Genomic DNA, 24,413 nt, shown 5'->3' with positions numbered 1-24,413 from the left:
AGTAAACGCGTTATCGGCAGCTCAAGAAAATACTTTAGTAAATTTTCTTAATTTTATGATTTTTTTATTAAAAAATAAATTCTTGGCTTAAAAAACTACAGTGACTCTTTTTTCTCCAGAAACTTGCGCTTCAACGATTTTTTTTGAGCTTAAATTTCGTACTTTGATGGTTTCTCCTAAGGAGCCATCAGTAACTGCGATACCATCCATGCTAATGGTTAAACTATTATTGCCAGCTACAATAGAGACCTTTTCTCCTTTATTAACTACTTTAGGTAATTCAATGTTGGTGGGATTAAAGGCATGATTAACCGCAATATTTTGTTTACATACTCGGCCAATTAAATCATCTATGTCATTAAAATAACCATGTTTTAATTTATGGACGTCCATCTCGGTTTGGTAAATATCATTGCCTGTAATTTTATCGCCTTTCATTAATGTGCGATTTGCTACAAAAACAGTTTTTAGAATGATAATGCGAATGGGTACATATAAGGACCAGTGATTTTCTGGTTCTTGGCATTTGATTCCCATTGTGTTGGTTTCTAAAATTGGGGTGTTATAGGGATTAAATACAACTAATTGATCCTCTGCACAGGCCTTTAAACTTAAACGGGAGTCAATTTTGTCTGCGGAAACATGGATCCGCCCTTCTTTATAGGATGCCAATTGCTTAAGAACGTACAGTTCAATTTTTTGACTTAATAACTCAGGTGACTGAGTTGGCTCTGCAAATAATCCCGCACTTGCAAAAAATAGTAAAATGCTTAGTATGCTCTTTTTCACAACAATATCCCTAATGTCCCTGTAAATATTTTTTCGAATCATACAGCAAACAGAGTATCAAATTAAGGAGTTTATAACATGCTTAGGTGTTTTATCATTATATGTACTACTGCTTGGCTTTTTCTTTCTCTTCAGGCTCATGCAGACAGCCATCGTCCTCAGGACTTTTTACAGTCGGTGAGTGGCTCTAAAAATGAAGGTGAGCAGATTTATAATCATTTTTGTGTCAACTGTCATGCAACAAAGCCCGTGATTCCTGTTGGGGCTCCAAGAGTGGGTGAAGAAGGGGATTGGAAATTACGTCTAAAACAGGGAATGGAGATTTTGTTTCAACATACTGATGAAGGATTAAATGCAATGCCGCCTCGGGGAGGATGTTTTGAATGCACTGACAAACAACTCATGTTAGCCATCCAATTTATGCTTCCAAAGCAAAAAGAAAAATTCAAATAAAATGAACATGATACTCATAAAATGAATAAAAAGTAAAAAAAATTTACAAAAAAGCCTAAACCTATTTTTGTTTCTCCCGATAAATAAGAAAAAAGAGGGAGAAAAAAATGAAAAAAATGTTACTTATAGTGCCTGTTTGTGCATTAGCTGCGTCATGTTCTTCTATGGATGGTGGGGTACCTGTAGTCGATGACGCTGGTTATACACATTACACAAAAAGCATGGCAAATGATCATCGAGGAACGGTCCATTTCCCTGCAAAACGAGTAGCGACCGGTAAAAAAGTATTTATTTTTGACCCGAAAGCAACTGCTTGGGCTGCATATGATGCTGATGGTAATAGGGTAAATACAGGTAGCGCATCTGGCGGTAAGGATTTTTGTGAGGATGCTGGTAAACCATGTCGTACTGTAACTGGTACTTATCACGTTTACTCGAAAAAAGGCGAGGATTGTACTTCCAGTGTTTACCCACTTGAAACCCATGGCGGAGCCAGAATGCCATATTGCATGCACTTCCACGGCGGTTATTCTATCCATGCTGCTTATGAAGTACCTAACTATAATGCCAGCCATGGATGTATTCGGGTATTACCAAGTGCTGCAAAATGGTTGAACCAAGATTTTATGGATGTCGGTACTACCGTAATTGTAAAACCCTACTAAACTAATTAGAGGGTAGGTTGGATTGTAGGATTTTTAGTACTTAAGCCTGTATTTCGATTTCGTCAAAGGCGGGTTATAAATCGGTTACGTTGTACCAATAAATATAAACTCCTTAACAAAGGAGTTTCCAAGTAGTTGTAACATGCGGTATCTCCACTCTATGCCCTGCTTAATGCAGGGCTTTTTTTATTGTCATAAGAATACTAGAATCGCATGACTTTTTTAAAGCAGGTATAAATAAATGATTCTTTGTATTGATGTGGGGAATTCCCATATATATGGTGGCGTGTTCGATGGCGATGAGATTAAACTTCGTTTCCGCCATACCTCGCAAGTGAGTACTTCTGATGAATTAGGCATTTTCTTAAAGAGTGTCTTGCGGGAAAATGGCTGTTCTCCTGAAGCGATTAGTAAAATTGGTATTTGTTCGGTAGTGCCTCAAATCGATTATTCGTTGCGTGCCGCATGCCTTAAATATTTTTCTATTGATCCTTTTTTGCTACAAGCAGGTGTAAAGACTGGGTTGAACATTAAATACCGTAATCCAGTGGAAGTTGGGGCTGACAGAATTGCAAATGCAATTGCGGCAACACACATCTACCCTAATCAAAACATTATTGTCATTGATTTTGGTACGGCAACCACATTTTGTGTCATTAACGCACAAAAGGCTTATTTGGGGGGAGCAATTTTACCCGGGGTACGATTATCTGTTGATGCTTTATCGAAAAATACGGCGAAATTACCTGCTGTAGAAATCATCAAAATAGATAATGCAGTAGGGCGTTCTACTATAGAAAGTATTCAATCAGGTGTTTATCATGGTGCTCTTGGTGCTTGCCGTGAATTAATTCAACGTATGAAACAAGAAGCTTTTGGTACGAGTAAGGCTTTGGTATTAGCAACGGGGGGGTTTGCTTCTTTATTCGATAAGCAAGATTTATACGATCATCTTGTACCTGATTTAGTTCTTCAAGGTATTCGTTTAGCTGCGTTGATGAATTATTGAGTTTGGAGTTAGGTTGGGTTTGTTAAGGCCCTGTATCGGGACAGGCTCCACAGTGTTTGCTGGGCTTTACAGCCCAGCCTACCGATTATTCTATAATCCACGCGGTCTTTAAATGGTCAATTTGATGTTGTTTTGTTCTTGTGCGGCCTATACTTATTTAGAGAAACCACAAAAAATAATTTTATATTTATATCAATTTCTTATATTTAAGATAAAACGAAAATCATAAAATGTACTTCCATTTTGTGGGGATACATCATAAACTATGCTGTTTTTTTAAGCAGTGCTTGTTGGCTTTTATGATGCAATGAGTAATTTTAATGATTGGATATAGATACAGATACCAGTAGCAAAGTCCAGAGAACAGTAAAGGAATTATTATGCCTAAATTCAAAATACTCCCTGAAGAGAAACAAGGTAATGAAGAACTGCGAATCTATTGTGCATTAGCTATAGCACAAATGAAATTAGCAGGTTATTTTTATGCTCATGGGATAAAACCAGGCGCCGATTTTCCGCAGGACCAAGTATTTAAGATATCGGGAGTTGGTGAAGATGTAAATGATGTGGCTTATCTGTGGACAGCCTTAATGATTATGGGGCAACTGTCGGGTCGTAAGGGGTTTTCTGCTAAAAACATTGATGTAATAAATGTGACTGGTGGAATGGGTGAAAAAAATGACAAAAGGTTTTTCGATCCTAAAAGTCAGCTTAAAAAGAAATTTTTTGGTTATGACTACACTTCTTTAAATTCTAGTTCTTGGTACGAAACAATATTCAAGCCTTTTATTCAAAAGAATGAGCTGAGTTACAATGAAGACGAACGTTCCCATTTTTTTGGAAGTCAAGTATCTAATAATTCCTCGCTTGAAATCGATGTTCAATTTCATATGGTCAATTATATGATGCATTCGTTCTTTTTGATGGATAACCGGTCAGTCAAGTACCGCGCCACTAATGAGGGCCTGTGCCGTAGTCTGCACAACATTGGACCTAAGAAATTAGCTCATATGGTAAGATCCATTGATCCCGAGAAAATTAGTGAAGTCAACTTTAGCTCAATGAGAATGAACGAGTTTGGTAAGTTAGACGTCTGTTTCATTATTAAATCGTGTAAAGTTAAGACAATGATTTTAGATAGTAACAGTCTTCATCGTTTGGATCCGACAGGGGAAAACAATCACACTTATTTGTGTCTTGCTTTGAGTTCAATATCAAAAAGGGTAAAGTATCTGTCATTAAGAAATAATGGACTTTCGAGCTTTAATAAGACTGAGCTATTGCAAATTATGGAGGCAATTCCGCCAACAGTTACAGAAGTAGTCATAGAATGCAACAAACTTGATTCTGAATTAGAGCAAGAGCTTTTAAGGAGTCGGGGCCACAAAGCGCAACCCTTACTCAAACCTACACAGTCTGTGAAAAACCAGAAGCCGAACGTGAGTACGCCTAAAATAGAAAAGTCTACAGAAGAAAAAAAACCAGTGAAAGTTAGTTCTGTTTCGCAAACAACATTTGCTTCAAAACAGCCTCAAGCCTCTTCTTCGGCGCCGAAGGATGAGACGACAACGTCCTACACTTCTGCTAAAAGTCATTGATCACGTTTATTGACTTCCCGTGGCTGGTCCACGGGAAACTCCCCCACTTTATTCCTAAAAATCAATGCAGTATAAAATACCTTGTTGAGTAGCTTATTGTTCTATTGTTTTGTTTTTGCCCATCTTGTTTGCCCGCTCAAAAAAATTACAAATAATTTGCCATAAAAGTGGGTTTTTCGCTTGACGGGTGTAGAAATGTGTTCCTATAGTGTATAAAAGTGGAGTAAAATAATAAAAAAGTGGAGAATTGTGGAGGTGAAAACTTTCACATAGAAAGAGAGAACCATGTTTCGGGGAATAAACGCCATCACCATAGACACTAAAGGACGCTTAGCGATACCTACGCGCTATCGTTCTGCCTTAGGTGCTGAGGAAAAAATTCCTTTGGTTGTGACCATTGATACCGAAGAAACGTGTTTGCTACTCTACACCGCCGCGCAGTGGCAAGTAATTGAAGATAACTTACAGAAATTGCCTAGCTTTAATGCCGCTGCACGTAGAATCCAACGTTTGCTTATTGGGCATGCTACTGATGTGGAAGTGGATGCGAATGGTCGGGTATTACTCCCTACGGTTTTAAGAAATTATGCAAAGTTGGAAAAAGATGTGGTGATGATTGGTCAAGGAAATAAATTTGAAGTTTGGAGTAAGGAACTTTGGGATACCCGACGCGAAGAATGGTTGGCGGAGGAAAGTTCAGGTGATTCTGGATTACCCGAAGAAATGAAAACGTTTTCTTTGTAATGGAAACAAAAATGGCAATGCATCAATCAGTGCTACTCGATGAGTCAATAGATGGCTTAGCTATTAAAAGTAGCGGTATTTATTTTGATGGAACTTTTGGGCGTGGTGGCCACAGTCAGAAAATTTTGAGTCATTTAGATGCCCAAGGTCGTTTGTATGCGATTGATAAGGATTTAGATGCAATCGCTCATGCGAAAGAACGTTTTGGCCAAGATCAACGCTTTCATATTTTTCACGGTTCTTTTGCTCAGATAGAGGAGTTTGCTACTGATGCAGGAGTGTTAGGTAAAGTAGACGGTATTTTGTTGGATTTAGGAGTATCTTCACCACAGATCGATAACCCTGAGCGAGGGTTTAGTTTCATGCAACAAGGTCCTTTGGATATGCGCATGGATTTATCACAATCAATGAGTGCTGCTGATTTTGTTAATCATGCTGAAGCAGACGAAATGGCGGCAATTTTCAGATTGTATGGTGAAGAGCGTTTTGCTGGACGAATTGCGCGGGCGATTGTTACTGCTAGAAATAACGCACCAATTACCACAACATTGCAGTTGGCAGAAATAGTAAAGGAAGCAAATCCCAAGTGGGAAAAGCATAAACATCCAGCAACTCGAGTGTTTCAGGCGATTCGCATTCATGTGAATCAAGAGTTAAATGATTTAAGTAGTTGTCTAGAACAATGTCTTAAGGTATTGGCGCCCCATGGACGATTAGCAGTAATCAGCTTTCATTCTCTTGAAGATCGCATTGTGAAGCAATTTATGCGGAACAAGGAGCAAGGAGAAAGACCACCACCAGAAGTACCAATTCGTTATGAAGAGTTAAAGACAAATTTTAAGAGAATAGGTAAAGCAATAATGCCGCAGGAAAATGAAGTAAGAGAAAATGTCAGAGCTAGGAGTGCCGTACTCAGGATAGGGGAGAAATTAGCATGAACGCTGCAGCGAAAGTGATTAATCAAGGTACTTTATTTAATGGTCAACTGGCAGATATGCAGATGTCAAGGTCATCATATATGTTAATCATATTAGTAGTTGCCGTATTAGTAAGTGCATTAGCCGTGGTTTATAGTACGAATTCATATCGTTCGACGTTTAGCCAGGTAGAACAACAAGAACAACAAACTCATTATTTGCAATTACAATGGGGGCAATTGTTGCTTGAGCAAGCAAGTCTTGCAACTCCGGCACGAGTAGAAGATTTAGCTAGTGACAAATTAGGTATGGTTCTACCAACAACTAAAAATACTTTTTGGTTGCAGGGACAACAATAAGGTAAGTAGGTAGGGCTACAAACTCCAGCAATGTTGTACCGCTTCTCATGCTGGGCTTGACGGCCCAGCCTAGCCACGGGGTTAGAAAACAGTTAAGGCATTCGACTAAGCAGGGTCTGGAAGTTTTCGTATTAAGCGAGTACCATCACGAGTTATTTGTGACCGCTTAATACTAGGAACATAGCGTGGGTTGAAAAACCAGCTAAAATTTCATTTTAAGCATCAGGATTGTCATGCTGTCTGTTCTGAATAAGGACATTATATGCAAATCATCAGGTCAAGATTAAACCATAATAATAATTTGAGTAGTTGCCTATGAAAAGATCACGCCATCTGAACAGACTGGTTATTGTCTCTGCGTTTTTTATTTTGCTAACGCTTATTTTGATTTGGCGAATGATTGATTTGACTGTGTTGCATCGAAAATTTTTGCAAGGGCAGGGCAATGCGCGTAGCTTACGTACGGTAGATATCCCTGCTTATCGTGGCATGATTACTGACCGTCATGGTGCACCGCTTGCTATAAGCACCCCTGTCGAATCGGTGTGGGTCAATCCTAAAGAGTTCTCACCTGATGAAGACCAATTTATGTCTTTAGCTGAGTACTTGCATCTAACTCCGAAACAACTAAGCAGAAAAATAGTTGATGCACAAAATGATAATCGTGAGTTCCTTTATTTACAAAGACAATTACCTCCAGCTTTATCGAAACAAATTGAGAAACTGAAAATTCCAGGGGTTAATTTTCAGAAAGAATTTAAACGCTATTATCCCGATTCAGATAGTATTTCGCAGTTACTAGGGTTTACTAACGTGGATGATCAAGGCTTGGAGGGTATTGAGTTAGCCTATCAGGATTGGTTAAAGGGCGTCGTGGGGAAAAAACGAGTAATTAAAGATCGCCTTGGTCGCATTATTGAAGAGTTAAATGTGATTAAAGAACCACGTCCTGGTCGCGATATGGTGTTAAGTATTGATAGACGCCTGCAGTATTTAGCCTATAGTGAGTTGGGTAAAACTGTAGAGGAGTTTGGCGCAAAATCAGGATCGGTAGTAGTCGTAGATACTGAAAATGGGGAAATTTTAGCGATGGCTAATGTGCCTTCCTATAACCCTAATTCACGCGGACGTTATGATAAAGATACCTATAGAAATAGGGCAGTCACGGATACGTTCGAGCCGGGTTCTGTTATGAAAACACTCAGTATAGCAAGTGCCCTGGAAACTGGTTTATATACTCCATCAACAATTATTGATACTAACCCTAGTTGGATGTCGGTACATGGCCATGTAGTACGCGACATACATAACTATGGGGTGCTTGATGTAACGGGTGTTTTGCAGCACTCAAGTAACGTTGGGGTGACTAAAATGGTGTTAGCCAGCCCACCAGAACAATTAATTGGCTTATTACAGCGTTGTGGTTTTGGACAACGCACGGAAAGTACCTATCCTGGCGAAAGTGATGGGAGTATTGTTAAAGTGAAAGATGCGAACCCTTTTGTTTTAGCAACTCTGGCCTTTGGCTATGGCCTATCGGCAACGGCATTGCAATTAGCCAAAGCGCATATGATTTTTGCTAATGAGGGGCGCTTAATTCCAGTTACCTTAATTCACAATGACCCACCAACAGCGGGTGTACAAGTGATTAAAGCGCAAACAGCAAAACAAGTTTTGGCGATGATGGAGGCTGTACTAGGAAAAGATGGTACAGGTAAATCGGCGAGGGTACCTGGATATCGAGTAGCAGGTAAAACAGGAACTGCACGTGTGGCCGGTAAAGACGGTTATAAGGATCGAAGATATACGGCAAGCTTCATTGGGATTGCCCCTGTTTCCAAACCCAAATTTGTCGTAGTGGTCATTATTCATGAACCTTCCAAAAAAGGTTATTATGCTGCCGCAGTTGCAGCTCCATTATTCTCTAAGGTTATGATGGGCGCATTACGGCTATTTAATATCCCTACGGATGAGGCGATAAGTTAACGTTTAAACGAGCGGAAATACCATGAAACTAAGCCAATTGTTAGCACCTTGGACAAAGCAAAATGTTGTTGATTGTACAATTACCGGCATTCAAAATGACAGTCGGCAGGTTCAGCCAGGTGATTTGTTTGTAGCCTATCCTGGTGCAGCTGCTGATGGGCGTTTATTTATTCATAGAGCAGTAGCTGCGGGTGCCGTAGCGGTGATTTTTGAACCAAAGGATTTTCCTTCAGATGTGATTGCACCGGATGTTCCCTGTATTGCTATCCCTGGTTTGGCTACTCAATTAGCATATATAGCTAAGGCTTTTTATGCTAATCCTGGCGAGGCGCTAATGTTCACAGGAATTACTGGTACTAACGGGAAGACGACCATTGCTTATCAATTAGCTCAAGCTCATTCTTTACTTGGGCAAGGTGCTGCATATATTGGGACTATTGGACAAGGAGAGGTGCATCACCTCAAGCCTTTAGATAACACCACACCTGACGCCTTATTTTTACAAAAATTATTTGCTCAATATAAGAATCAAGGCTTACACCAAGTGTGTATGGAAGTGTCATCCCATGCTTTGGCTCAACATCGAGTGGATGCGATTGAATTTAGCCAAGCAATTTTTACTAATTTGACTTTAGATCATTTAGATTACCACCAAACGATGGAAAATTATGCCGCCGCAAAGGCTAATTTATTTGCACGACAATCTTTGCAATGGGCGATTATTAATCAGGATGATGAATACCAACAGCTTATGGCAGCTGCAGTAAAGCCGCATGTAAAAAAGTTAAGTTATGGTATGACCGAGAATTGTGATGTTAAAGTGCTCAATTGGCATATGGACATCAATGGCACTTTAATTGATGTACAGTCTCCTTGGGGACAACACAAGCTACACATTAAAGCTTTGGGTGCGTTTAATATCTATAATAGTTTAGCGGTATTTAGCAGTTTATTGGCTAGTGGTTATGCGCCTGAAAAAGTGGTGCAAGTTATGTCGCAATTGAAAGCCGCTCCAGGACGGCTGGAAATTGTAAGTAGTGCTCCTTATGTGCTTGTCGATTATGCTCATACCCCCGATGCTTTAGAAAATGCTTTAGTTACCTTAGGGCAAATAAAAAAGGGCAAGCTCTGGGTAGTGTTTGGTTGCGGTGGCGATCGCGATAAAAGCAAACGTCCAATGATGGGGAAAATTGCAAGTGAGCATGCGGATCAAATTGTTATTACTAGTGACAATCCACGTACTGAAGATCCACAAACAATCATTAATGAGATTGCTGTCGGTGTTTCACCATCGGCTTCTATGAAGAAATTAGAAAATAGGGAAGAGGCGATCGCCTATGCCCTAAAGGAAGCGCATGAGGATGATATTATTTTAATTGCGGGGAAGGGGCATGAGGCTTATCAGCTAATTGGTACGGTCAAGCATGCGTTTTCGGATCAGGAAGTTGTAAGACGGCTAAGGGTAAACTGATTTTGTAGGTTGGGCTCATGGCCCCAACCTACATGAGTGAGTAGGGAAAATAGTCAACAGGTTCTTGTTAGACTCCTAACAAGGCTTTCGTTTCTGCATCCAGGCCTGCATTAGCATAGAGCCGAAAATCATGGCGTTTTTGATGTTCTTTCCTAACCTGCAAAAAGGCCTCTTCAAGATACTTAGCCTGCTTCAAACGCACTGTTTCTTCAATGGGATTATACAGAGATAAAATCTGTTCTTGCCATGTTTTGCTAGTCTCCAAATGCACTTCTTCACCCATTTCAGGGCAAGCAAACTTGGGCAACGGTAGTTCAGCTATTTGATGCAGGACTTCGCTAACCATGTTTACCGCTCTATATTTAGCTTCAAGGCTGTGACCAGCAATATGCGGTGTGCATAAAGTGGCTTTTTCAATAATTTTTTGATTAATATTCGGCTCATCGAGATAAACATCAGTACAATAAATGAATTTATCACCAAGATTAATTAAGGCATTTTCATCAATAATTCCCCCGCGTGCTGCATTAATAATGATGCAACCAGGCTTTAAATTGGCAAGGAATTGCTGATCAATTAAATTCCGGCTTGGATGAAAGGGGCCATCATGCAATTCTGCATGAATACATAAAAGATCTACTTGATATAAATCTTTAAGCTGAGTACTTAATCCTTTTAGTGGATCGTAAACAATAGTAGCAAAGCCAGCAGCAGCCAATCGTGCTTGAACTCGTGTTCCTACTTCGCCGAAACCAATAATTGCAGCACGCTTACCCTGGATAAGCTGCTGCTGATACACATAAGCAAGACAAGAAACAACATAATCGGCAACAGCACGAGCATTGCATCCTTTAGCATCAATGACCTGAATATTTTGTGTCTTTAACCACGGTTTATCCAAATGATCACTACCGCTGCTCGCGGTAGCTACATAACCTATTTTGTGACCCTTTAATAGATGGTGATTTACTTTGAGATTTGCTCGGCACAAAAGAACATCTTGCCCCGCAAGTAGGGAGGCAATTTCATCAGGCCTAGTATAACGTGTTAGACAAAAGGGCCCAGGAAAAGCTTCGTCTAATCCGGGTAGTGAAGCATCTGCTAAAACGTTCATAATTGAAAAACTGAACTTAATAAAAAGAGTCCTATGCTAATGAGTGGAGTCATAATGTAATTTAAAATCCCGGTGAACATTAAAATGATGAGAATAAAAAAGCCATAGGGTTCTATTTGCGCATAGACCATTGCTTGTCGAGGAGGTAAAAGACTCATGACTACGCGACTGCCATCGAGTGGGGGTAGCGGTAGTAAGTTTAATGCCGCTAAGACCAGATTGATAATCATTCCTGCACGAGCACTCATTAACAGAAAAAGGGCGGGCATAGAGGTTTCTGGGTGAAGATTAGTTGCAATTTTAAATGCAGCAGCCCATAAAAATGCCATAAAAATATTTGAAAATGGCCCGGCGAGAGTGACGAGAATCATATCACGTCGCGGATGTTTAAATCGGCTCCAATTAATCGGCACGGGTTTTGCATAACCAATTACGAATTGAAAGCTAGTTAATACACCAACTAATATGGGTATTAATATAGTACCAACAAGATCTATGTGGCGAATTGGATTTAAACTTAAACGCCCAAACATTTTTGCAGTAGTGTCGCCGCAAAGATTAGCAACATAAGCATGAGCTGCTTCATGAAGAGTAATAGCAAGCAAAACGGGAAGAGCCCAAATACATATCTGCTGGATTAAATTAAATTCTGGCATTAAGAACTATATACTAGTTAGTGTATGATGATTTTAACGAATTGTTTGTTGTAATAACAAGTAAAATAAAAAAATACGATATACGTCACCTTAAGATGACGTGTTTTGAACTAATAGATGATAAGGATGTCACTCATAAATAAAATTTTTGGACGTCCTTTGGCATCCAGTGCAGCTAAGAAACAGAATTTACAATAATGACTCATGTTCCCGCTCTATCGTCACAGTACTTAAATATATTAAAAAAGTGAAAAAACAAAGGACAGACAGGATTATTGCGCTTATTATACCTGAGTTAGAGGAACCAAAATGGTATGAGTATCTGTTACATAATATTCATGCACCAGGGTTACGTGCTTTACTATTTTTAGAGCGTGATGAGCGAACAGTAGTGATTACAATACCCTGGCAGGAATCCGTATTGAGGCGTGCGCATGTAGGTGATGGCAGATAATTTTAAATATGTTGGATCATGTTTAGGTGCATTGCCATTAGCCTAGCATCCTTATGTAAACAGGAATTTGACTTTAAGTAAGAGGAATTTGATTAATGACACAATTTGAAAAAACATTTGAGTTTATGAAAAAAACCTGGGTTATTTTACTTTATGCAATTCTAGTCATATTGTCCTATATTTTTGTTGATAAGACATTGGCTACATATTTTCATCAACTTGATTTGAGAACAAATATTCATGCCCTAAGTATCTTGACGGCGTTTGGTCAATGGATTGTTTATATTGGTTTATTTTTTTGTGCTGCAGTATATTTTCGTTATGTCCGCACTAATCCAGTATCTGAAGCAAGAGCATGGTATTTATTAGGTTGTGTGCTTGTTGCCAACTTAGTGTGTTTTGTTTTGAAAGTTGCTTTAAGCCGAGCCCGTCCTGATTTATTGTTTAGCAGTAATGAGTTTGGTTTTTACTGGTTTAGAATGGGTAAATATTATTGGTCTTTTCCATCGGGACATACTACAACTGTAGTTAGTTTGGCTGTAGGTCTCGGTGTTTTGTTCCCACGTTATTTTTATGCAGCCCTTGGGGTGGCGCTCTTAGTCGCAGCATCTAGAGTATTATTGTATTATCATTATCTAAGTGATGTGATGACAGGCTTTTATTTAACAGTATTAGTAGTTGGCTTTTATACTCATTATCTAAAACAAAAAAATTGGTTTGAGGAAAAAGGCTGCATTGATTCAAAGCCTTTAATTTTAAACGGACAAAGATCTTAGGGACTGTGAATCATTTAGTTTGTTTAAACAGGTCCTGATGGATTTCACCTAAGAAGCATAACAGTGCTTCTTAGGTTTCAAGGAGTGATTATGATTATAGATGCTGATTTGAAATCGTTGGTTGAGGTCTATGCTAAATTTGATCAGGAAAGAGGGATTTATATCAATAAGAATGAGCATATTGCCTCTTTAGATGATCTTGGGCCTTTAGATCATCGTGTTACTGAACCCAACTCTGAGAATGGAAGTCATATTGGTCAATCTATATATCCTTCACTTGTTGTGGAGCAAGAATCCCTAACTTCGAATAACTTAAATGAAGAGCAGCTTTTTAATTTGGATCGCTCCTTTCATTTATTGCTTAATCAAGGGTTGTTGCATGATGGTGCTGAAAAGGAACGAATTGAAGAAAACTACAATAAACTGCTTTCGTTTTTTGAGAGCTCGTTTGCTTTACCGGAAGTAGTATGGCTTGAACACCATTTATCTAAAGGCTTAAATGATGGTTTATGCAAAAGAACTTTAACTGATTGTTATCAACGATTAGTAACACCTGCAAATTATAAAGAACTTACATTTGGTGAAATCACGAACCAGGATGATCTTAAGAAATGGTTAGAAAATTTATCATCAAAGGCTAGAACTTATAACGAACGAAGTTTATATAACAGTCTTTTAGGATTATTAAACGAGTCTGTAGACTATTACGATGAGATAGGAAAAGTTAAACCTACCGCAATTAAAGCTTTATTGTCTTTTATCCCTGTACTTTTAGTGAGCCTAGGTACCATTGCTTTTGCAGAAGAGTTACTTGCTATTTATGCATTATATTTTATTGTGCTCAAAGGAGGAGAGTATATTGGTAAAACCAATATTTCCGAGTTGCAATTATTTGGTGGAACGGTGCAACAAGTAACCTCCGTTACCGCGGCAACGACTACCGCATTACTTGTTCGTTTAATGGAGTTGATTTTTTGGAGTTCTCGCCAATGTTATATGGCGACACTGCAAGTTGGGTCTACTGTATTAGAACCACTTTTTTCTGGAACAGACTCGGATTCTGTTGAAAATATAGAAGAAGCCTTACTTGAGGCAGGGGAAAACAAAGACGGTGGATTGCTTTTTAAAAACTATCAGTTAAAGCTCATCGTGGCTCCTATAGAAGTTCGTTGTTCGGCATTAAAAGAGCAATGGTTTTTAAACCATCGGATTGGTGCTGAAAAGGACAGGGTTCTCACTCGGTTTTTAACTAAAATGCGTGAACTGGATCAAAATCATGACCCTATTGAAAAAAAATTAGAAGTGGCGCAACGATTAATTGTTAAGTTAAAAGAAAATAAAACAGTATATGAAGAGGGGCGTTATACAGGCCCTGCAATTAATAAAGCAGAACGTTTTCTTAAGTTTTTTATTAAAAATCCGTTGGCTATGATGGATGGTAAGACGGAGGTAAAGCCAATTGCCTGCCTTAGCAATTCATCAATGTAATGAATTTGACATTTCTGCCCGTCCAATTAGCGTTAATTTGCTAGTTACCAAAAATTATTCTCGAATTATCGCGGTCAACTCGTGGTAATCCGGTGTTCTAAGAGGTCAGCTAAAACTTAAGACTGCTTGGACATTTCCTTCTAGGTAATACTAAAAGAATAAAAAAAGCGGGAGATGTTTGGAGGAAGTTGCGAGAGGTAGAAGGCAGATTATACTTGGTCAGTCCGTCTTTTGAAGCCTTGTTTTTTATGCAATGATCTCCAACTTAATCGCGATGCCCCCTTGAATTAGTCCCCATATCTCTGGCAAGATGCTTTTGTTTTGATTTTCCAGTGAGGACTTATGAAAATTCTCGTTGCAGTGAAGCGTGTAATTGATCCCTATGTCAAAATTAGGGTCAAATCGGATAATACCGGAGTTGAAACACAAAATATCAAAATGGCAATGAATCCTTTTGATGAAATTGCTGTCGAAGAAGCGCTACGTTTACGTGAAAAAAATTGGGCTACTGAAGTAGTGGTTGTGAGTATTGGTACAGACAGTTCACAAGAAATTTTACGCCACGGATTAGCATTAGGTGCTGACCGGGCTATTCTAGTGCGTACACTAGACTCCTTAGAAAGTTTGAATGTTGCTAAAGTATTAAAAAAGATTGTTGATGATGAAAAACCTTCTTTAGTATTAATGGGGAAACAAGCTATTGATGGCGATAACAATCAAACGCCCCAAATGCTATCCGCTTTATTAAATTGGCCACAAGCAACCTATGCCTCCAAGCTGGAAGCAAGTACTGAGCATCTTGAGGTCACCCGAGAAATTGATGGTGGATTAGAAACAATTAAAGTTCAATTGCCAGCCATAGTAAGCACCGATTTGCGCTTGAACGAGCCACGATATGCCAGTTTACCTAATATCATGAAGGCAAAGCGTAAGCCTCTAGATGTTATTGAATTAGATAATATGGGTTTAGCACTGAAAAAACATATTGAAGTAATTCAAGTTACCGCACCTGCAGCACGTAGTGCAGGGAAAAAGGTAGGTTCAGTAGATGAGCTCATTAAAGAATTACAAAATCAAGCCAAAGTGCTTTGATAAGGAGATAGGATGAGCACTTTAATACTTGTTGAACATGATAATCAAACTATGCATCCTGCAACTCGGAATGTTTTGGCCGCTGCACAGCAGTTAGGCGAGGAAGTACATTTGCTGGTAGCGGGACATCAATGCAAAACAGTAGCAGAGCAGGTGGCAGCGCTTTCAGGCGTGCATAAAGTTTTATATGCAGATAAATCCTGTTATGAGCATCCACTTGCAGAGCAAATGAGTGATTTGTTGTTAGCCCTTGCCACCTCATTTAAATCGATATTAATCCCATCCAGTACTTTTGGTAAAAATATAGCTCCACGTCTTGCTGCGCTTCTCGATGTTGCGCAAATTTCTGATGTAAGTAAAATTCTTGATAATGCCACTTTTGAGCATCCTATTTATGCTGGTAATGCCATAGAAACGGTGCGAGTTCTGGATCTTATCAAAGTAATGACTATTAGAACAACGGCCTTTGATGCAGTAACTGCCACCCAAGCTGCGTGCACTATTGAAACCCTAGACAAAGAATTTCCTGCTCATAACAGCCAATTTATAAAGCATGAACTCAGTAAATCCGAGCGTCCAGATTTAGGTACGGCTAAAATTGTTGTTTCTGGAGGTAGGGGATTACAAAGCGCTGAAAAATTTAAATTAATTGAAGAATTAGCCGATACTCTCGGTGCTGCAGTTGGGGCATCACGTGCCGCAGTTGATGCTGGATTTGTTCCCAATGACTATCAGGTTGGACAAACTGGCAAGGTAGTCGCGCCAATACTTTATATCGCCGTTGGTATTTCAGGAGCAGTACAGCACTTGGCGGGTATGAAAGATTCCAAAGTGATCGTTGCCATTAACAAAGATGAAGACGCACCGATTTTCCAAATTGCAGATTATGGATTGGTTGGCGATTTATTCGAATTAGTACCACAATTAATTGCGCATTTAAAAGATAAATAAAAGCATAGGCCCTGTTGGTATTTTGCAAACCTGGACCATTTGGACTAAGTGGGAATGTCAATGGGGCCTATAAAACACAGTAAAAGGGAGTAATTTATGTTAGTAGGTGTTCCAAAAGAGATTAAGCCACAAGAGAATCGTGTGGGTCTTGTCCCTTCAAGTGTTAGGGAAATCATAAGAGTTGGTAGCGCTGTTATTGTTGAGAAAGGTGCTGGATTAGGAATTGGTATTTCGGATGATGATTACAGCCATGCGGGGGCTGAGGTTGTTGACAGTGCGGATGAAGTATTTGCTAAAGCCGACTTAATCGTTAAAGTTAAAGAACCTCAACCTATTGAATGCAAACGCCTTCGAGAAGGACAAACTTTATTTACTTATTTGCATCTAGCTCCAGATCCGCATCAAGCGCGTATGCTAAAAGAATCTGGTGTAACCGCAATTGCCTATGAAACCGTAACCCAGGATGATGGGGGTTTACCCTTGTTGACCCCTATGTCACAAGTTGCAGGTCGTATGTCCATCCAGGCAGGTGCTCATTGCTTAGAAATGGCCCAAGGTGGAAGTGGTGTTTTATTAGGTGGGGTTCCTGGTGTAGCAGCCGCTAGTGTTGTAGTTATTGGGGGTGGGGTCGTAGGGACTAATGCGGTACGTATGGCTATGGGAATGGAGGCGCGAGTAACTGTATTAGACCGCTCATTACAACGTCTCAATGAATTGGATTTTCAATTCGGTTCTAAGATTAATACTGTTTATTCTACTGCTGATGCAATTGAAAAGTATGTATCTCGAGCAGATTTAGTGATTGGGGCGGTATTAGTTCCTGGTGCTGCGGCTCCAAAATTAGTAACTCGAGCGATGCTAAAATCAATGCGTCCTGGTTCTGTATTAGTGGATGTGGCAATTGACCAAGGCGGTTGTTTTGAAACAAGTCGTCCTACGACACATCAAGAACCAACTTATGTTGTGGATCAAGTAGTCCATTATTGTGTTGCCAACATGCCTGGTGCAGTACCAAGAACTTCTACTTTTGCTTTGAACAATGCGACCTTACCTTTTGTGTTAAGTATTATTACTAAAGGTACGAAGCTGGCTTTATTAAATGATCCTCATTTATTAAATGGCTTGAACGTTCATCAAGGTAAAATTACATTTGAAGCGGTTGCTCGGGATTTAGGCTATGAGTATACGCCTGCTGCGATTGCTTTAGCTGGTCGTTAGAGCATGTATCTCTGATGAGCCGCGGCATCTTTCGCGGCTCATCAGAGATTTTCCTACCAAGAATAACTACTGGAAGCTTGTTGTTCGTGACTATCATTGGGCTCGCTATTTGAGCTTTCCGTAGCTAATTCAGAACTTTTGTTCTTCTGAGAATGAAATAATATATGGCGCAATGAATGTGGAGGTCTAAACTCTCTTAGCATTGATGGAGCTGGCTCTGCGTCAATCATACCATTATGACAAACCATATACAGAGGCACACGACAAGGTTTTCCATCACTCAATAAGTGCTCAGAATAAATTACATAGCTTAAGGGGTAAAGCACTCTTAGCTCATCTGGAGTCATTGGCTCATCGGGGGGGGTGTTTTTCCATGTAGCTGTTGGTATTGTTTTGAAGATATTTAAATGGTTGGCTATCAACACTTTGGTGATGTTAAGCTGAGCTTCGACTAACTTCTGTAAGCGTTTGGTTTGAGAATAATGGCCCAGAAATAAGTTATTTTCATCACCTTCTTCTTCTTCATCTCGAAGAGGTTTCATTTTTAATAACATACTGGGGGAAAGAATTTCAGGATAGCTTCGCCATTTAAACACTTCATTAAGAAATGGTTTCTTGGTGCCATCTGTATGAATAATACTCCAAGATATTTCGATTTTTGGATTTTTTTCATCATAATAAATGATTTCATCAATAATAAACTTCATTTAGCGCATACCGTGTGGTCAAAATGAATCCAATTATAATAACGATGATATTTAATGCAAATGGTTTTAAAACTTATTTTTAAATAAGGTAAACTACTGGCTTTTGAATTAAGGATAATTATGAAAAGATTTTTTTTGCTATTGCTAATGGCCCTAAGTTTTAATCTTGGAGCCCATCAATTATCCGTTAAAGATAAACTAATTGTCACAAACTGTATGTATGAGAAGCTAGAAAATTTAGTGAGCTTAATTACAAGAACAGATAAATACATACTAATTGAAGTTGAAATGAACGATCAATTGATTAGTGTGTTACACCAGAATCGACGAGCATGTGGTGGCTTTTTAAATATTGAACCGTATAAAAAAGCGATGTTTCAACAAAAGATTAATGAAAAGCAGTTATTAATTAACTTAACCCGTACACGCCCCACCTTGGGGTTTGATGAATATCCTATCAGACATGATGCTCAAGTTAGGCCACTATTGAAGGGAATTGAAAGGAATAATATTTGGGGCTATATGCAGCATCTTACGAACTACATTAATCGTTCCGCAAACTCTCAAACAGGTGTTTTGGCTGCGCAATGGTTTAAAGACCAAATCGATTCTATGGCAAAATATTATCAACACAACGATGTTCAAAGCTATTTGGTCGCAACGGGTAAAAAATATAAGCAGCCTTCAGTAGTAACCGTTATTGGTAAAGAAAAACCAGGCGGTGCAATCGTAATTGGCGCGCATATAGATACGCTAAAAGGCAATATGCCAGGAGCTGATGATGATGCCAGCGGAATTGCAGCGATTTTGGAAGTATCTAGAATACTTTTATCTTCAGGAATTAACTTTGATCATCCTATTTATGTCATTGCTTATGCAGCAGAGGAGCAGGGATTGGTTGGCTCTGGTTTTGTTGTGCAATCATTTTTAGATGAAAAAACGCCTGTTAAAGCAGTTCTCCAATTTGATCAGGCAGGATTTAGAGCCAATCCCAAAGACAATACGATTTGGTTACTGGATGATTATGTGGATTCTAAGTTAACTAAGTTCTTAGCTAATCTAACTACTCATTATGTGAACATCCCAGTTTCCTTCACTCATTGCGGTTATGCTTGCAGCGATCATGCGAATTGGCATATAAATGGATTTCCAGCGTGCTATCCATCAGCTACCACCTTAGATGATGATAATGATAATGTTCATACGTCTAATGATCGATTAGAGACTATCAGTTTGCAGCATTTAGAAAATTTCGCCAAGTTAGGGTTGGCTTTTGTAGTGGAATTGAGTTTGAATTAAGTAGGCTGTGACTCATCATCGAGAAACTGGTGACAGCGTATGGGACGAGAGAGAATTATGACAAAAATACCCCCAAATCGGCTTATTAAAGTACTTCCTTATGATAGTCATTGGTCAGAACAATTCACACAAGAAGCACAATCTATCCAAAAGGCCTTAGGGCCTAATTGCATTGAGATTCACCATATTGGCTCTACAGCCGTGCCTGGTCTAGCTGCAAAGCCTGTTATTGATATGATCCCTGTAGTTTTGGATATTACGCAGGTTGATGCCATGAACTCTTTAATGGCTGCATTGGGATATGAGGCAAAAGGTGAGTTTGGGATGCTTTTTCGCCGTTTTTTCCAAAAAGGGGATACCCAGCCTTCTTTCAATGTTCATGTCTTTGAACAGGGGAGTTCTGAAATTGAGCGGCACATGAAATTTCGTGATTGGATGCGCGAGCATCCCGAAGACCGAGATGCTTATGCTCAGTTAAAACAAGATTTGGCCCAATTACATCCTGATGACATCAGCGCGTATTGTTTTGGTAAAGAGAACTTTGTTTCTGGTGTTGATAAAAGAACGGGTTGTTTGGGCTTGAGGGTAGTAAAGGCATTGACTCCACGAGAATGGAGTGCCGTTTGTCATTTTCGTCAACTTTATTTTTTTGAGCGGATGGGCCTTACTGATCCCTACACTTTGACTTTTGAGCATGATGCGCATCTGCATTTTGTTTTGTATCAAGGTACAGAAATCATTGGTTACGCCCATCTGCAGCTTTGGCCTGATGGCAGGGTTGCGATGCGAGTCATTGTAATTGATGAAACTAAAAGGAATCATCATTATGGTCATCAATTTTTGCTCTTTTGCGAGCGTTGGCTGAAAGAGCAAGGATGCAAAAGTTTGCATGTAGAGTCTTCGCCAGAAACATTAGAATTTTATCAGAGAAATGGGTACATTAAGATGCAATTTAACGATCCTGATGGTTATGAAGGAAATCCTCAGGACACTGCTTTAGGTAAGATACTCAGTGGGTAGTGCCTAATTTCGGTATGAAAATCAGGCTTAACTACTATTCCCCCTATAGAGGCAGTTTTCTAAAGAAATCAACTTAATAAAACCCTCATCTTTTAATGATAAAATGGTTAATATTTCAGCATGTCCACAAAGCAGTATGCCCAATATGAAATTTTTCACGCCGAATAAAACCCATGTAATTGAGTTATATTGTTCTAGCAAGGAATATATCGAACAAGTTGGGCATGAAGTAATTTCAGGAACAGATGCCGGTTCAGTTTTGACTGAAATTTTTGGACAAGAAATTAGATTTGTCTATGCTCCGGATGCGGACAAATTTAATCGGCTTTTAGTGGAAGCCAATAGTAGAGGCTATACTAAACCAATCATAAACCTCTATGACCCAGAAAATATTGACTTTTTATTAGTTCGAGTAAATCACGGCGATTCTATACTAATTAACGGTCAGGGTGATGTTCCTAACCAATTAATTGCAGGATACGATGCCGAAATATTGGCAGATATCCTCAAAAATGATTTAGGATTAAAAAAATTCCAATTGAAAAACCTGGATATAGATTCTTGTATGATGGGAAGAATTGCAAGCTATCGTGATGAATTGAAACGTCGTTTAAAGTGTTTTCAAACCATTACGACCTATATCGATTTATGCACTGTATCCAGAACCGAGAATCGACTTTGTAGGATGTGGATAGAAGAAAAAAAAGACGAAAATTATTTTTATACCGAAAGTGAATTTAATAAAAAAGGAACTCGTATTATTGAGTATACGGATACTTATAAAAATTTATTAAAAGAATTGTGGAAACCAAATCAACATATCCCCGAAGAAATTGATTTGTCCGATCATATCGATATTTTAGTACCTCCATCACACTAATTTCTTTGACAAAATCCAGATTTTAACTTGATATCCTACTATCCTTTGGGGGATAGAGTTATAATGGAAGAGCAAACTAATGCTATTCTCGTCCACATTCTAAGCACACAAAACCCCACAGCACTTGCCTCTGTTTTGCGGGGTATGGCCTTACGCAGTCCAATGCGCGAGTTACTGACAAATACTACAGTACCTGTTTTAATCATCACCAGTGAACACAATAGAATTATTTCCCTTCTTCAAAGTGAACAGATGCAGCATTTAGCCAGCAATAGTCAATTGATTGTATTAGCAAATGCAGGACATTTATCCAACTTAGAGCAGTTCCAGGAATGGAATAGGGCGGTTAATAAGTGTTTTTTACCACCTAATACTTAGCGAAGTATCCTTAAATAAGGGGGCCAATCATTGAAATAGTGATAGTTAAGTGAGTTGGCCTACGATGAAGTAGGCCTGAACTTTAATTCGTTATTTTGCCAGGCAGGGTTCTGCTTCCAGATAACCACTTAAAATAGCATATTGGCTATTCGTCCAGTGGAGTCTAGGAGGACCTGATTTTGCGGTTACTCTATACAAATGCTCCGTTACTGATTCTAAGTAGGATGGGTTGGTAAATTTAGCTACAGCGATATGGTTTTCTAGCTCTTTAGTTACTCCATTGTTATATAACAACAGGATACCGCCATCCAAACTAACGCTTACATTGGCAAGTAATCCTAGAGGATAGCCATTACTTGATATGGTTTGTATGGAGAAAGGGCTTACAAATTGAGTACTTCCAGAAAGATCAATTCCCATTTCATTTAAGCCATAATCTGCAGGCCATAGAATGTGAGCGAGGCCCTCTTGTTTAGTTAATTTACCAGTATTTCCTTTAAACACTAATGTGCCTTTGTTTAACTTGATATCATCAACAATTACCTGTGCACTCCAAGTGTTAGGGCCGATATTTGTAAAATTCATTTCTAAAGTATGTTTACCAGAAATACTATCGTAGATAATACTAGAGCTATGATAACCGCTTCCCTCATGGGCATCAGCCGGAAGATTTATGCTCATGAATACTTGGGAAGTTGCTTTAGGGGGCAAGTTTTTTGTAGAAACTTTTAACTTACTTAAATGTTTGGGATCTGATTTCTTGTTAATTGCAAGTAGATATTCACCATTGTAGGTGCGAATATATCCGTTCGGGTCTAAACCCATTGCACCATACCGGGTAAACAACAGTTCGCTATCTTTTTTGCCTTGGGAAACAACCAAGTAGCCTTCATTTCTTAATGCGAGATCAAGGGGGTTTCCAGTTTGCTCCAGTGCACAAATATTTAGAGGAACATTACTGATGTTGTAAAAATTTCCTGCATATAATTGTGGTGTACCCAAAAGTAAGCCTGCAATAAGAATAGATTTTAAATTCATATTTAATTCCTTTTAACAAATCATAACCAATTAATTTCATTGGAAAATGCATTCTATAAGGTTTTTTGAATTAATCAACCAGCTCAAATTGTGTTGTATAATTAACTAAAATTTGCATTTGGCTGAGTTTTTAATTCACTTCTAATTTTTTATATTATTCACCTTAGTGTGAGCAAAAGGATTATGATTAAACGTTACAAAAAACAAGTTTATAAGGCTTACGAAAAAATTGTTGATTGGTTTGATGAGGCCCGTACTAAAACTTTAATAGAAGCTGAATATCTCAATTTAATTACTAATTCCATTCCTGCTGGGGCTTCAATTTTAGATTTAGGCTGTGGCACTGGAGAGCCCATTGCTCTGTTTTTTATTGAGAAGGGTTTTAAGATTACAGGCGTGGATGGTAGCCCAAAGATGATTAAATTATGTAGGAAGCGATTTCCTAATGAAGAGTGGCTCGTTTCTGACATGCGCGAATTAAATCTGAACAGACAATTTGATGTGATTCTGGCTTGGCATAGTTTTTTTCATCTTGACCCGGTAAGTCAACGAGCTATGTTTCAATTATTTGCAGCTCATATTAAGCCTAATGGTATACTTGCTTTTACTTCAGGTCTTGATGAAGGGGAGGTATGGGCTAACAATGGAGGACAAGAGCTTTATCATGCTTCTTTATCAACAAGCGAATATGAATGTCTTTTAAATGCTGCTTCATTTAAAGTATTAGTTCATAAAATAAATGACCCTCATTGTGGGGGGGCTACTGTTTGGGTTGCGCGACAGGAGGGGTAGTTTATGGATAGTGAATAATATTGTGAAATCGAGCAGTACTTGTCGTTGTATTTCGATATCCATGAGGTTTGCTTGCTTCAAAGCGCAGACCTTCACCTTGATGTAAGGTTTGCCATGAATTATCAATCAGAATATCCATAATGCCCTCTAGAACGATAATATGCTCAATAACCCCATGCTTATGAGGTGGGGATAAATGCTTACACCCAGGTAGTAGCTCAATGACAAACAGTTCAAAATTTAATTGCCTATCAAAGGAAAAAAGAGTCAAGACCCGAATTTTTTCATCACTCGGGTGAAGCTGCTTGGTTCTTCCTGCTCGATATACTGGCTCATTAGAGTGAGCTTGTAGTTCCTCAATAAATGAGGAAAATGAGGTTTGAAAACCGCTGGCAATTTTCCATAAAGTGGCAATGGTGGGACTTGATTCTTCTCGTTCTATTTGGCCTAACATTGCTTTGCTTACTCCGGTAGCTGCTGCGGCTTTATCAAGGCTCCAGCCACGTGCTTTACGTAAATTTTTTAAAGTTAGGGCAATGCGTTTGTATAAATGTTCCAT

26 protein-coding genes are annotated in these 24,413 nt (G+C 38.9%); 20 read left to right on the top strand and 6 right to left on the bottom strand.

The window, feature by feature from the left end; genetic code table 11:
• Positions 1-87 precede the first annotated feature (87 nt).
• Entirely contained in the window at positions 88-789 is a 702-nt protein-coding gene (gene flgA / locus E1P08_RS10980) for a flagellar basal body P-ring formation chaperone FlgA (protein WP_133137074.1), read from the bottom strand.
• Between the two features lie 78 nt (positions 790-867).
• Here flgA and E1P08_RS10975 point away from each other — a divergent pair, with 78 nt between their 5' ends.
• The 9 genes from E1P08_RS10975 to E1P08_RS10935 all read left to right on the top strand — a co-directional run bounded on the left by E1P08_RS10975 (position 868) and on the right by E1P08_RS10935 (position 9,991).
• The gene (locus tag E1P08_RS10975) at positions 868-1,242 is read left to right on the top strand and encodes a c-type cytochrome (RefSeq protein ID WP_133137073.1); all 375 of its coding nucleotides are present in this window, start codon (positions 868-870) and stop codon (positions 1,240-1,242) included.
• Positions 1,243-1,349: 107 nt separating this feature from the next.
• Positions 1,350-1,907, top strand: a complete 558-nt coding sequence (locus E1P08_RS10970; protein ID WP_133137072.1) for a L,D-transpeptidase — start codon at positions 1,350-1,352, stop codon at positions 1,905-1,907.
• 241 nt (positions 1,908-2,148) lie between these two features.
• Entirely contained in the window at positions 2,149-2,916 is a 768-nt protein-coding gene (locus E1P08_RS10965; protein WP_133137071.1) for a type III pantothenate kinase, read from the top strand.
• Positions 2,917-3,296: 380 nt separating this feature from the next.
• Positions 3,297-4,514 carry a hypothetical protein gene (locus E1P08_RS10960; protein WP_133137070.1) on the top strand — a complete coding sequence of 406 codons (1,218 nt, stop codon included), beginning with the start codon at positions 3,297-3,299 and terminating at the stop codon, positions 4,512-4,514.
• 285 nt (positions 4,515-4,799) lie between these two features.
• Positions 4,800-5,258: a division/cell wall cluster transcriptional repressor MraZ gene (mraZ, locus tag E1P08_RS10955; RefSeq protein WP_133137069.1), complete on the top strand. Its 459-nt coding sequence runs from the start codon at positions 4,800-4,802 to the stop codon at positions 5,256-5,258.
• A gap of 11 nt (positions 5,259-5,269) precedes the next feature.
• Positions 5,270-6,196 (top strand): 16S rRNA (cytosine(1402)-N(4))-methyltransferase RsmH, encoded by a 927-nt coding sequence (gene rsmH, locus E1P08_RS10950; protein WP_133137068.1) that lies wholly within the window; start codon positions 5,270-5,272, stop codon positions 6,194-6,196.
• Entirely contained in the window at positions 6,193-6,534 is a 342-nt protein-coding gene (ftsL, locus tag E1P08_RS10945) for a cell division protein FtsL (RefSeq protein WP_133137067.1), read from the top strand. The genes rsmH and ftsL overlap by 4 nt, the downstream gene beginning before the upstream one ends.
• A 315-nt stretch (positions 6,535-6,849) precedes the next feature.
• Entirely contained in the window at positions 6,850-8,520 is a 1,671-nt protein-coding gene (locus tag E1P08_RS10940; protein WP_133137066.1) for a peptidoglycan D,D-transpeptidase FtsI family protein, read from the top strand.
• Positions 8,521-8,542: 22 nt separating this feature from the next.
• Positions 8,543-9,991 (top strand): UDP-N-acetylmuramoyl-L-alanyl-D-glutamate--2,6-diaminopimelate ligase, encoded by a 1,449-nt coding sequence (locus E1P08_RS10935; RefSeq protein ID WP_133137065.1) that lies wholly within the window; start codon positions 8,543-8,545, stop codon positions 9,989-9,991.
• A 67-nt stretch (positions 9,992-10,058) separates the two neighbouring features.
• Here the strand turns inward: E1P08_RS10935 and E1P08_RS10930 are convergent, their stop codons facing one another.
• Both E1P08_RS10930 and E1P08_RS10925 read right to left on the bottom strand, forming a co-directional pair.
• Positions 10,059-11,105, bottom strand: a complete 1,047-nt coding sequence (locus tag E1P08_RS10930; RefSeq protein ID WP_133137064.1) for an NAD(P)-dependent oxidoreductase — start codon at positions 11,103-11,105, stop codon at positions 10,059-10,061.
• A complete protein-coding gene (locus tag E1P08_RS10925; RefSeq protein ID WP_133137063.1) occupies positions 11,102-11,761 on the bottom strand; it encodes a site-2 protease family protein in 660 nt (219 codons plus the stop codon). Before E1P08_RS10925 ends, E1P08_RS10930 begins: the two co-directional genes overlap by 4 nt.
• A 247-nt stretch (positions 11,762-12,008) precedes the next feature.
• Here E1P08_RS10925 and E1P08_RS10920 point away from each other — a divergent pair, with 247 nt between their 5' ends.
• From E1P08_RS10920 to ald, 6 genes are all read left to right on the top strand, one after another.
• Positions 12,009-12,215 (top strand): hypothetical protein, encoded by a 207-nt coding sequence (locus E1P08_RS10920; RefSeq protein WP_242602433.1) that lies wholly within the window; start codon positions 12,009-12,011, stop codon positions 12,213-12,215.
• A 95-nt stretch (positions 12,216-12,310) separates the two neighbouring features.
• Positions 12,311-12,991, top strand: coding sequence for a phosphatase PAP2 family protein (locus E1P08_RS10915; RefSeq protein WP_133137062.1), 681 nt, complete (start codon positions 12,311-12,313; stop codon positions 12,989-12,991).
• Between the two features lie 90 nt (positions 12,992-13,081).
• Complete coding sequence (locus E1P08_RS10910; RefSeq protein WP_133137061.1) at positions 13,082-14,479, top strand: J domain-containing protein; 1,398 nt, start codon at positions 13,082-13,084, stop codon at positions 14,477-14,479.
• Between the two features lie 342 nt (positions 14,480-14,821).
• Positions 14,822-15,571, top strand: coding sequence for an electron transfer flavoprotein subunit beta/FixA family protein (locus tag E1P08_RS10905; RefSeq protein ID WP_133137060.1), 750 nt, complete (start codon positions 14,822-14,824; stop codon positions 15,569-15,571).
• Between the two features lie 12 nt (positions 15,572-15,583).
• Entirely contained in the window at positions 15,584-16,522 is a 939-nt protein-coding gene (locus E1P08_RS10900; RefSeq protein ID WP_133137059.1) for an electron transfer flavoprotein subunit alpha/FixB family protein, read from the top strand.
• A gap of 96 nt (positions 16,523-16,618) precedes the next feature.
• Positions 16,619-17,740 carry an alanine dehydrogenase gene (gene ald / locus E1P08_RS10895; RefSeq protein ID WP_133137058.1) on the top strand — a complete coding sequence of 374 codons (1,122 nt, stop codon included), beginning with the start codon at positions 16,619-16,621 and terminating at the stop codon, positions 17,738-17,740.
• Positions 17,741-17,793: 53 nt separating this feature from the next.
• Here ald and E1P08_RS10890 read toward each other — a convergent pair whose 3' ends face one another.
• The gene (locus tag E1P08_RS10890) at positions 17,794-18,447 is read right to left on the bottom strand and encodes a hypothetical protein (RefSeq protein ID WP_133137057.1); all 654 of its coding nucleotides are present in this window, start codon (positions 18,445-18,447) and stop codon (positions 17,794-17,796) included.
• A 120-nt stretch (positions 18,448-18,567) separates the two neighbouring features.
• On the opposite strand from E1P08_RS10890, the gene E1P08_RS10885 reads away from it, so the two are divergent.
• The 4 genes from E1P08_RS10885 (at position 18,568) to E1P08_RS10870 (ending at position 22,024) form a co-directional block, all read left to right on the top strand.
• Positions 18,568-19,746, top strand: coding sequence for a M20/M25/M40 family metallo-hydrolase (locus E1P08_RS10885; protein ID WP_133137056.1), 1,179 nt, complete (start codon positions 18,568-18,570; stop codon positions 19,744-19,746).
• Positions 19,747-19,803: 57 nt separating this feature from the next.
• Positions 19,804-20,766: a bifunctional GrpB family protein/GNAT family N-acetyltransferase gene (locus tag E1P08_RS10880; RefSeq protein WP_133137055.1), complete on the top strand. Its 963-nt coding sequence runs from the start codon at positions 19,804-19,806 to the stop codon at positions 20,764-20,766.
• Positions 20,767-20,869: 103 nt separating this feature from the next.
• Positions 20,870-21,646 (top strand): hypothetical protein, encoded by a 777-nt coding sequence (locus E1P08_RS10875; protein WP_242602432.1) that lies wholly within the window; start codon positions 20,870-20,872, stop codon positions 21,644-21,646.
• 63 nt (positions 21,647-21,709) lie between these two features.
• On the top strand, positions 21,710-22,024 hold the full coding sequence (locus E1P08_RS10870) for an alpha/beta fold hydrolase (protein ID WP_133137054.1): 315 nt from the start codon (positions 21,710-21,712) through the stop codon (positions 22,022-22,024).
• A 90-nt stretch (positions 22,025-22,114) separates the two neighbouring features.
• On the opposite strand, the gene E1P08_RS10865 is transcribed toward E1P08_RS10870, so the two are convergent.
• A complete protein-coding gene (locus E1P08_RS10865; protein WP_133137053.1) occupies positions 22,115-23,062 on the bottom strand; it encodes a flagellar hook-basal body complex protein in 948 nt (315 codons plus the stop codon).
• Between the two features lie 183 nt (positions 23,063-23,245).
• On the opposite strand from E1P08_RS10865, the gene E1P08_RS10860 reads away from it, so the two are divergent.
• Positions 23,246-23,854: a class I SAM-dependent methyltransferase gene (locus tag E1P08_RS10860; RefSeq protein ID WP_133137052.1), complete on the top strand. Its 609-nt coding sequence runs from the start codon at positions 23,246-23,248 to the stop codon at positions 23,852-23,854.
• A gap of 1 nt (position 23,855) precedes the next feature.
• Here the strand turns inward: E1P08_RS10860 and E1P08_RS10855 are convergent, their stop codons facing one another.
• Positions 23,856-24,413: a helix-turn-helix domain-containing protein gene (locus tag E1P08_RS10855; protein WP_133137051.1), complete on the bottom strand. Its 558-nt coding sequence runs from the start codon at positions 24,411-24,413 to the stop codon at positions 23,856-23,858.

The sequence above is a fragment of the Legionella rowbothamii genome (assembly GCF_900639985.1).
In the GTDB taxonomy this organism is placed as follows: Bacteria; Pseudomonadota; Gammaproteobacteria; order Legionellales; family Legionellaceae; genus Legionella; species Legionella rowbothamii.
This window is presented reverse-complemented; position numbering and strand designations above follow the sequence as displayed.

Bases quoted from the DNA above. Each gene is read 5' to 3' on its own strand.
- E1P08_RS10915 (WP_133137062.1), top strand. From the start codon at position 12,311: ATGACACAATTTGAAAAAACATTTGAGTTTATGAAAAAAACCTGGGTT.
- rsmH (WP_133137068.1), top strand. From the start codon at position 5,270: ATGGCAATGCATCAATCAGTGCTACTCGATGAGTCAATAGATGGCTTA.
- E1P08_RS10970 (WP_133137072.1), top strand. From the start codon at position 1,350: ATGAAAAAAATGTTACTTATAGTGCCTGTTTGTGCATTAGCTGCGTCA.
- E1P08_RS10975 (WP_133137073.1), top strand. From the start codon at position 868: ATGCTTAGGTGTTTTATCATTATATGTACTACTGCTTGGCTTTTTCTT.
- E1P08_RS10875 (WP_242602432.1), top strand. From the start codon at position 20,870: ATGGTTAATATTTCAGCATGTCCACAAAGCAGTATGCCCAATATGAAA.
- E1P08_RS10880 (WP_133137055.1), top strand. From the start codon at position 19,804: ATGACAAAAATACCCCCAAATCGGCTTATTAAAGTACTTCCTTATGAT.
- E1P08_RS10900 (WP_133137059.1), top strand. From the start codon at position 15,584: ATGAGCACTTTAATACTTGTTGAACATGATAATCAAACTATGCATCCT.
- mraZ (WP_133137069.1), top strand. From the start codon at position 4,800: ATGTTTCGGGGAATAAACGCCATCACCATAGACACTAAAGGACGCTTA.
- E1P08_RS10860 (WP_133137052.1), top strand. From the start codon at position 23,246: ATGATTAAACGTTACAAAAAACAAGTTTATAAGGCTTACGAAAAAATT.
- E1P08_RS10890 (WP_133137057.1), bottom strand. From the start codon at position 18,447: ATGAAGTTTATTATTGATGAAATCATTTATTATGATGAAAAAAATCCA.
- E1P08_RS10930 (WP_133137064.1), bottom strand. From the start codon at position 11,105: ATGAACGTTTTAGCAGATGCTTCACTACCCGGATTAGACGAAGCTTTT.
- E1P08_RS10855 (WP_133137051.1), bottom strand. From the start codon at position 24,413: ATGGAACATTTATACAAACGCATTGCCCTAACTTTAAAAAATTTACGT.
- E1P08_RS10960 (WP_133137070.1), top strand. From the start codon at position 3,297: ATGCCTAAATTCAAAATACTCCCTGAAGAGAAACAAGGTAATGAAGAA.
- ald (WP_133137058.1), top strand. From the start codon at position 16,619: ATGTTAGTAGGTGTTCCAAAAGAGATTAAGCCACAAGAGAATCGTGTG.
- E1P08_RS10965 (WP_133137071.1), top strand. From the start codon at position 2,149: ATGATTCTTTGTATTGATGTGGGGAATTCCCATATATATGGTGGCGTG.
- E1P08_RS10910 (WP_133137061.1), top strand. From the start codon at position 13,082: ATGATTATAGATGCTGATTTGAAATCGTTGGTTGAGGTCTATGCTAAA.
- E1P08_RS10865 (WP_133137053.1), bottom strand. From the start codon at position 23,062: ATGAATTTAAAATCTATTCTTATTGCAGGCTTACTTTTGGGTACACCA.
- E1P08_RS10935 (WP_133137065.1), top strand. From the start codon at position 8,543: ATGAAACTAAGCCAATTGTTAGCACCTTGGACAAAGCAAAATGTTGTT.
- E1P08_RS10925 (WP_133137063.1), bottom strand. From the start codon at position 11,761: ATGCCAGAATTTAATTTAATCCAGCAGATATGTATTTGGGCTCTTCCC.
- E1P08_RS10940 (WP_133137066.1), top strand. From the start codon at position 6,850: ATGAAAAGATCACGCCATCTGAACAGACTGGTTATTGTCTCTGCGTTT.
- E1P08_RS10905 (WP_133137060.1), top strand. From the start codon at position 14,822: ATGAAAATTCTCGTTGCAGTGAAGCGTGTAATTGATCCCTATGTCAAA.
- ftsL (WP_133137067.1), top strand. From the start codon at position 6,193: ATGAACGCTGCAGCGAAAGTGATTAATCAAGGTACTTTATTTAATGGT.
- E1P08_RS10885 (WP_133137056.1), top strand. From the start codon at position 18,568: ATGAAAAGATTTTTTTTGCTATTGCTAATGGCCCTAAGTTTTAATCTT.
- E1P08_RS10870 (WP_133137054.1), top strand. From the start codon at position 21,710: ATGGAAGAGCAAACTAATGCTATTCTCGTCCACATTCTAAGCACACAA.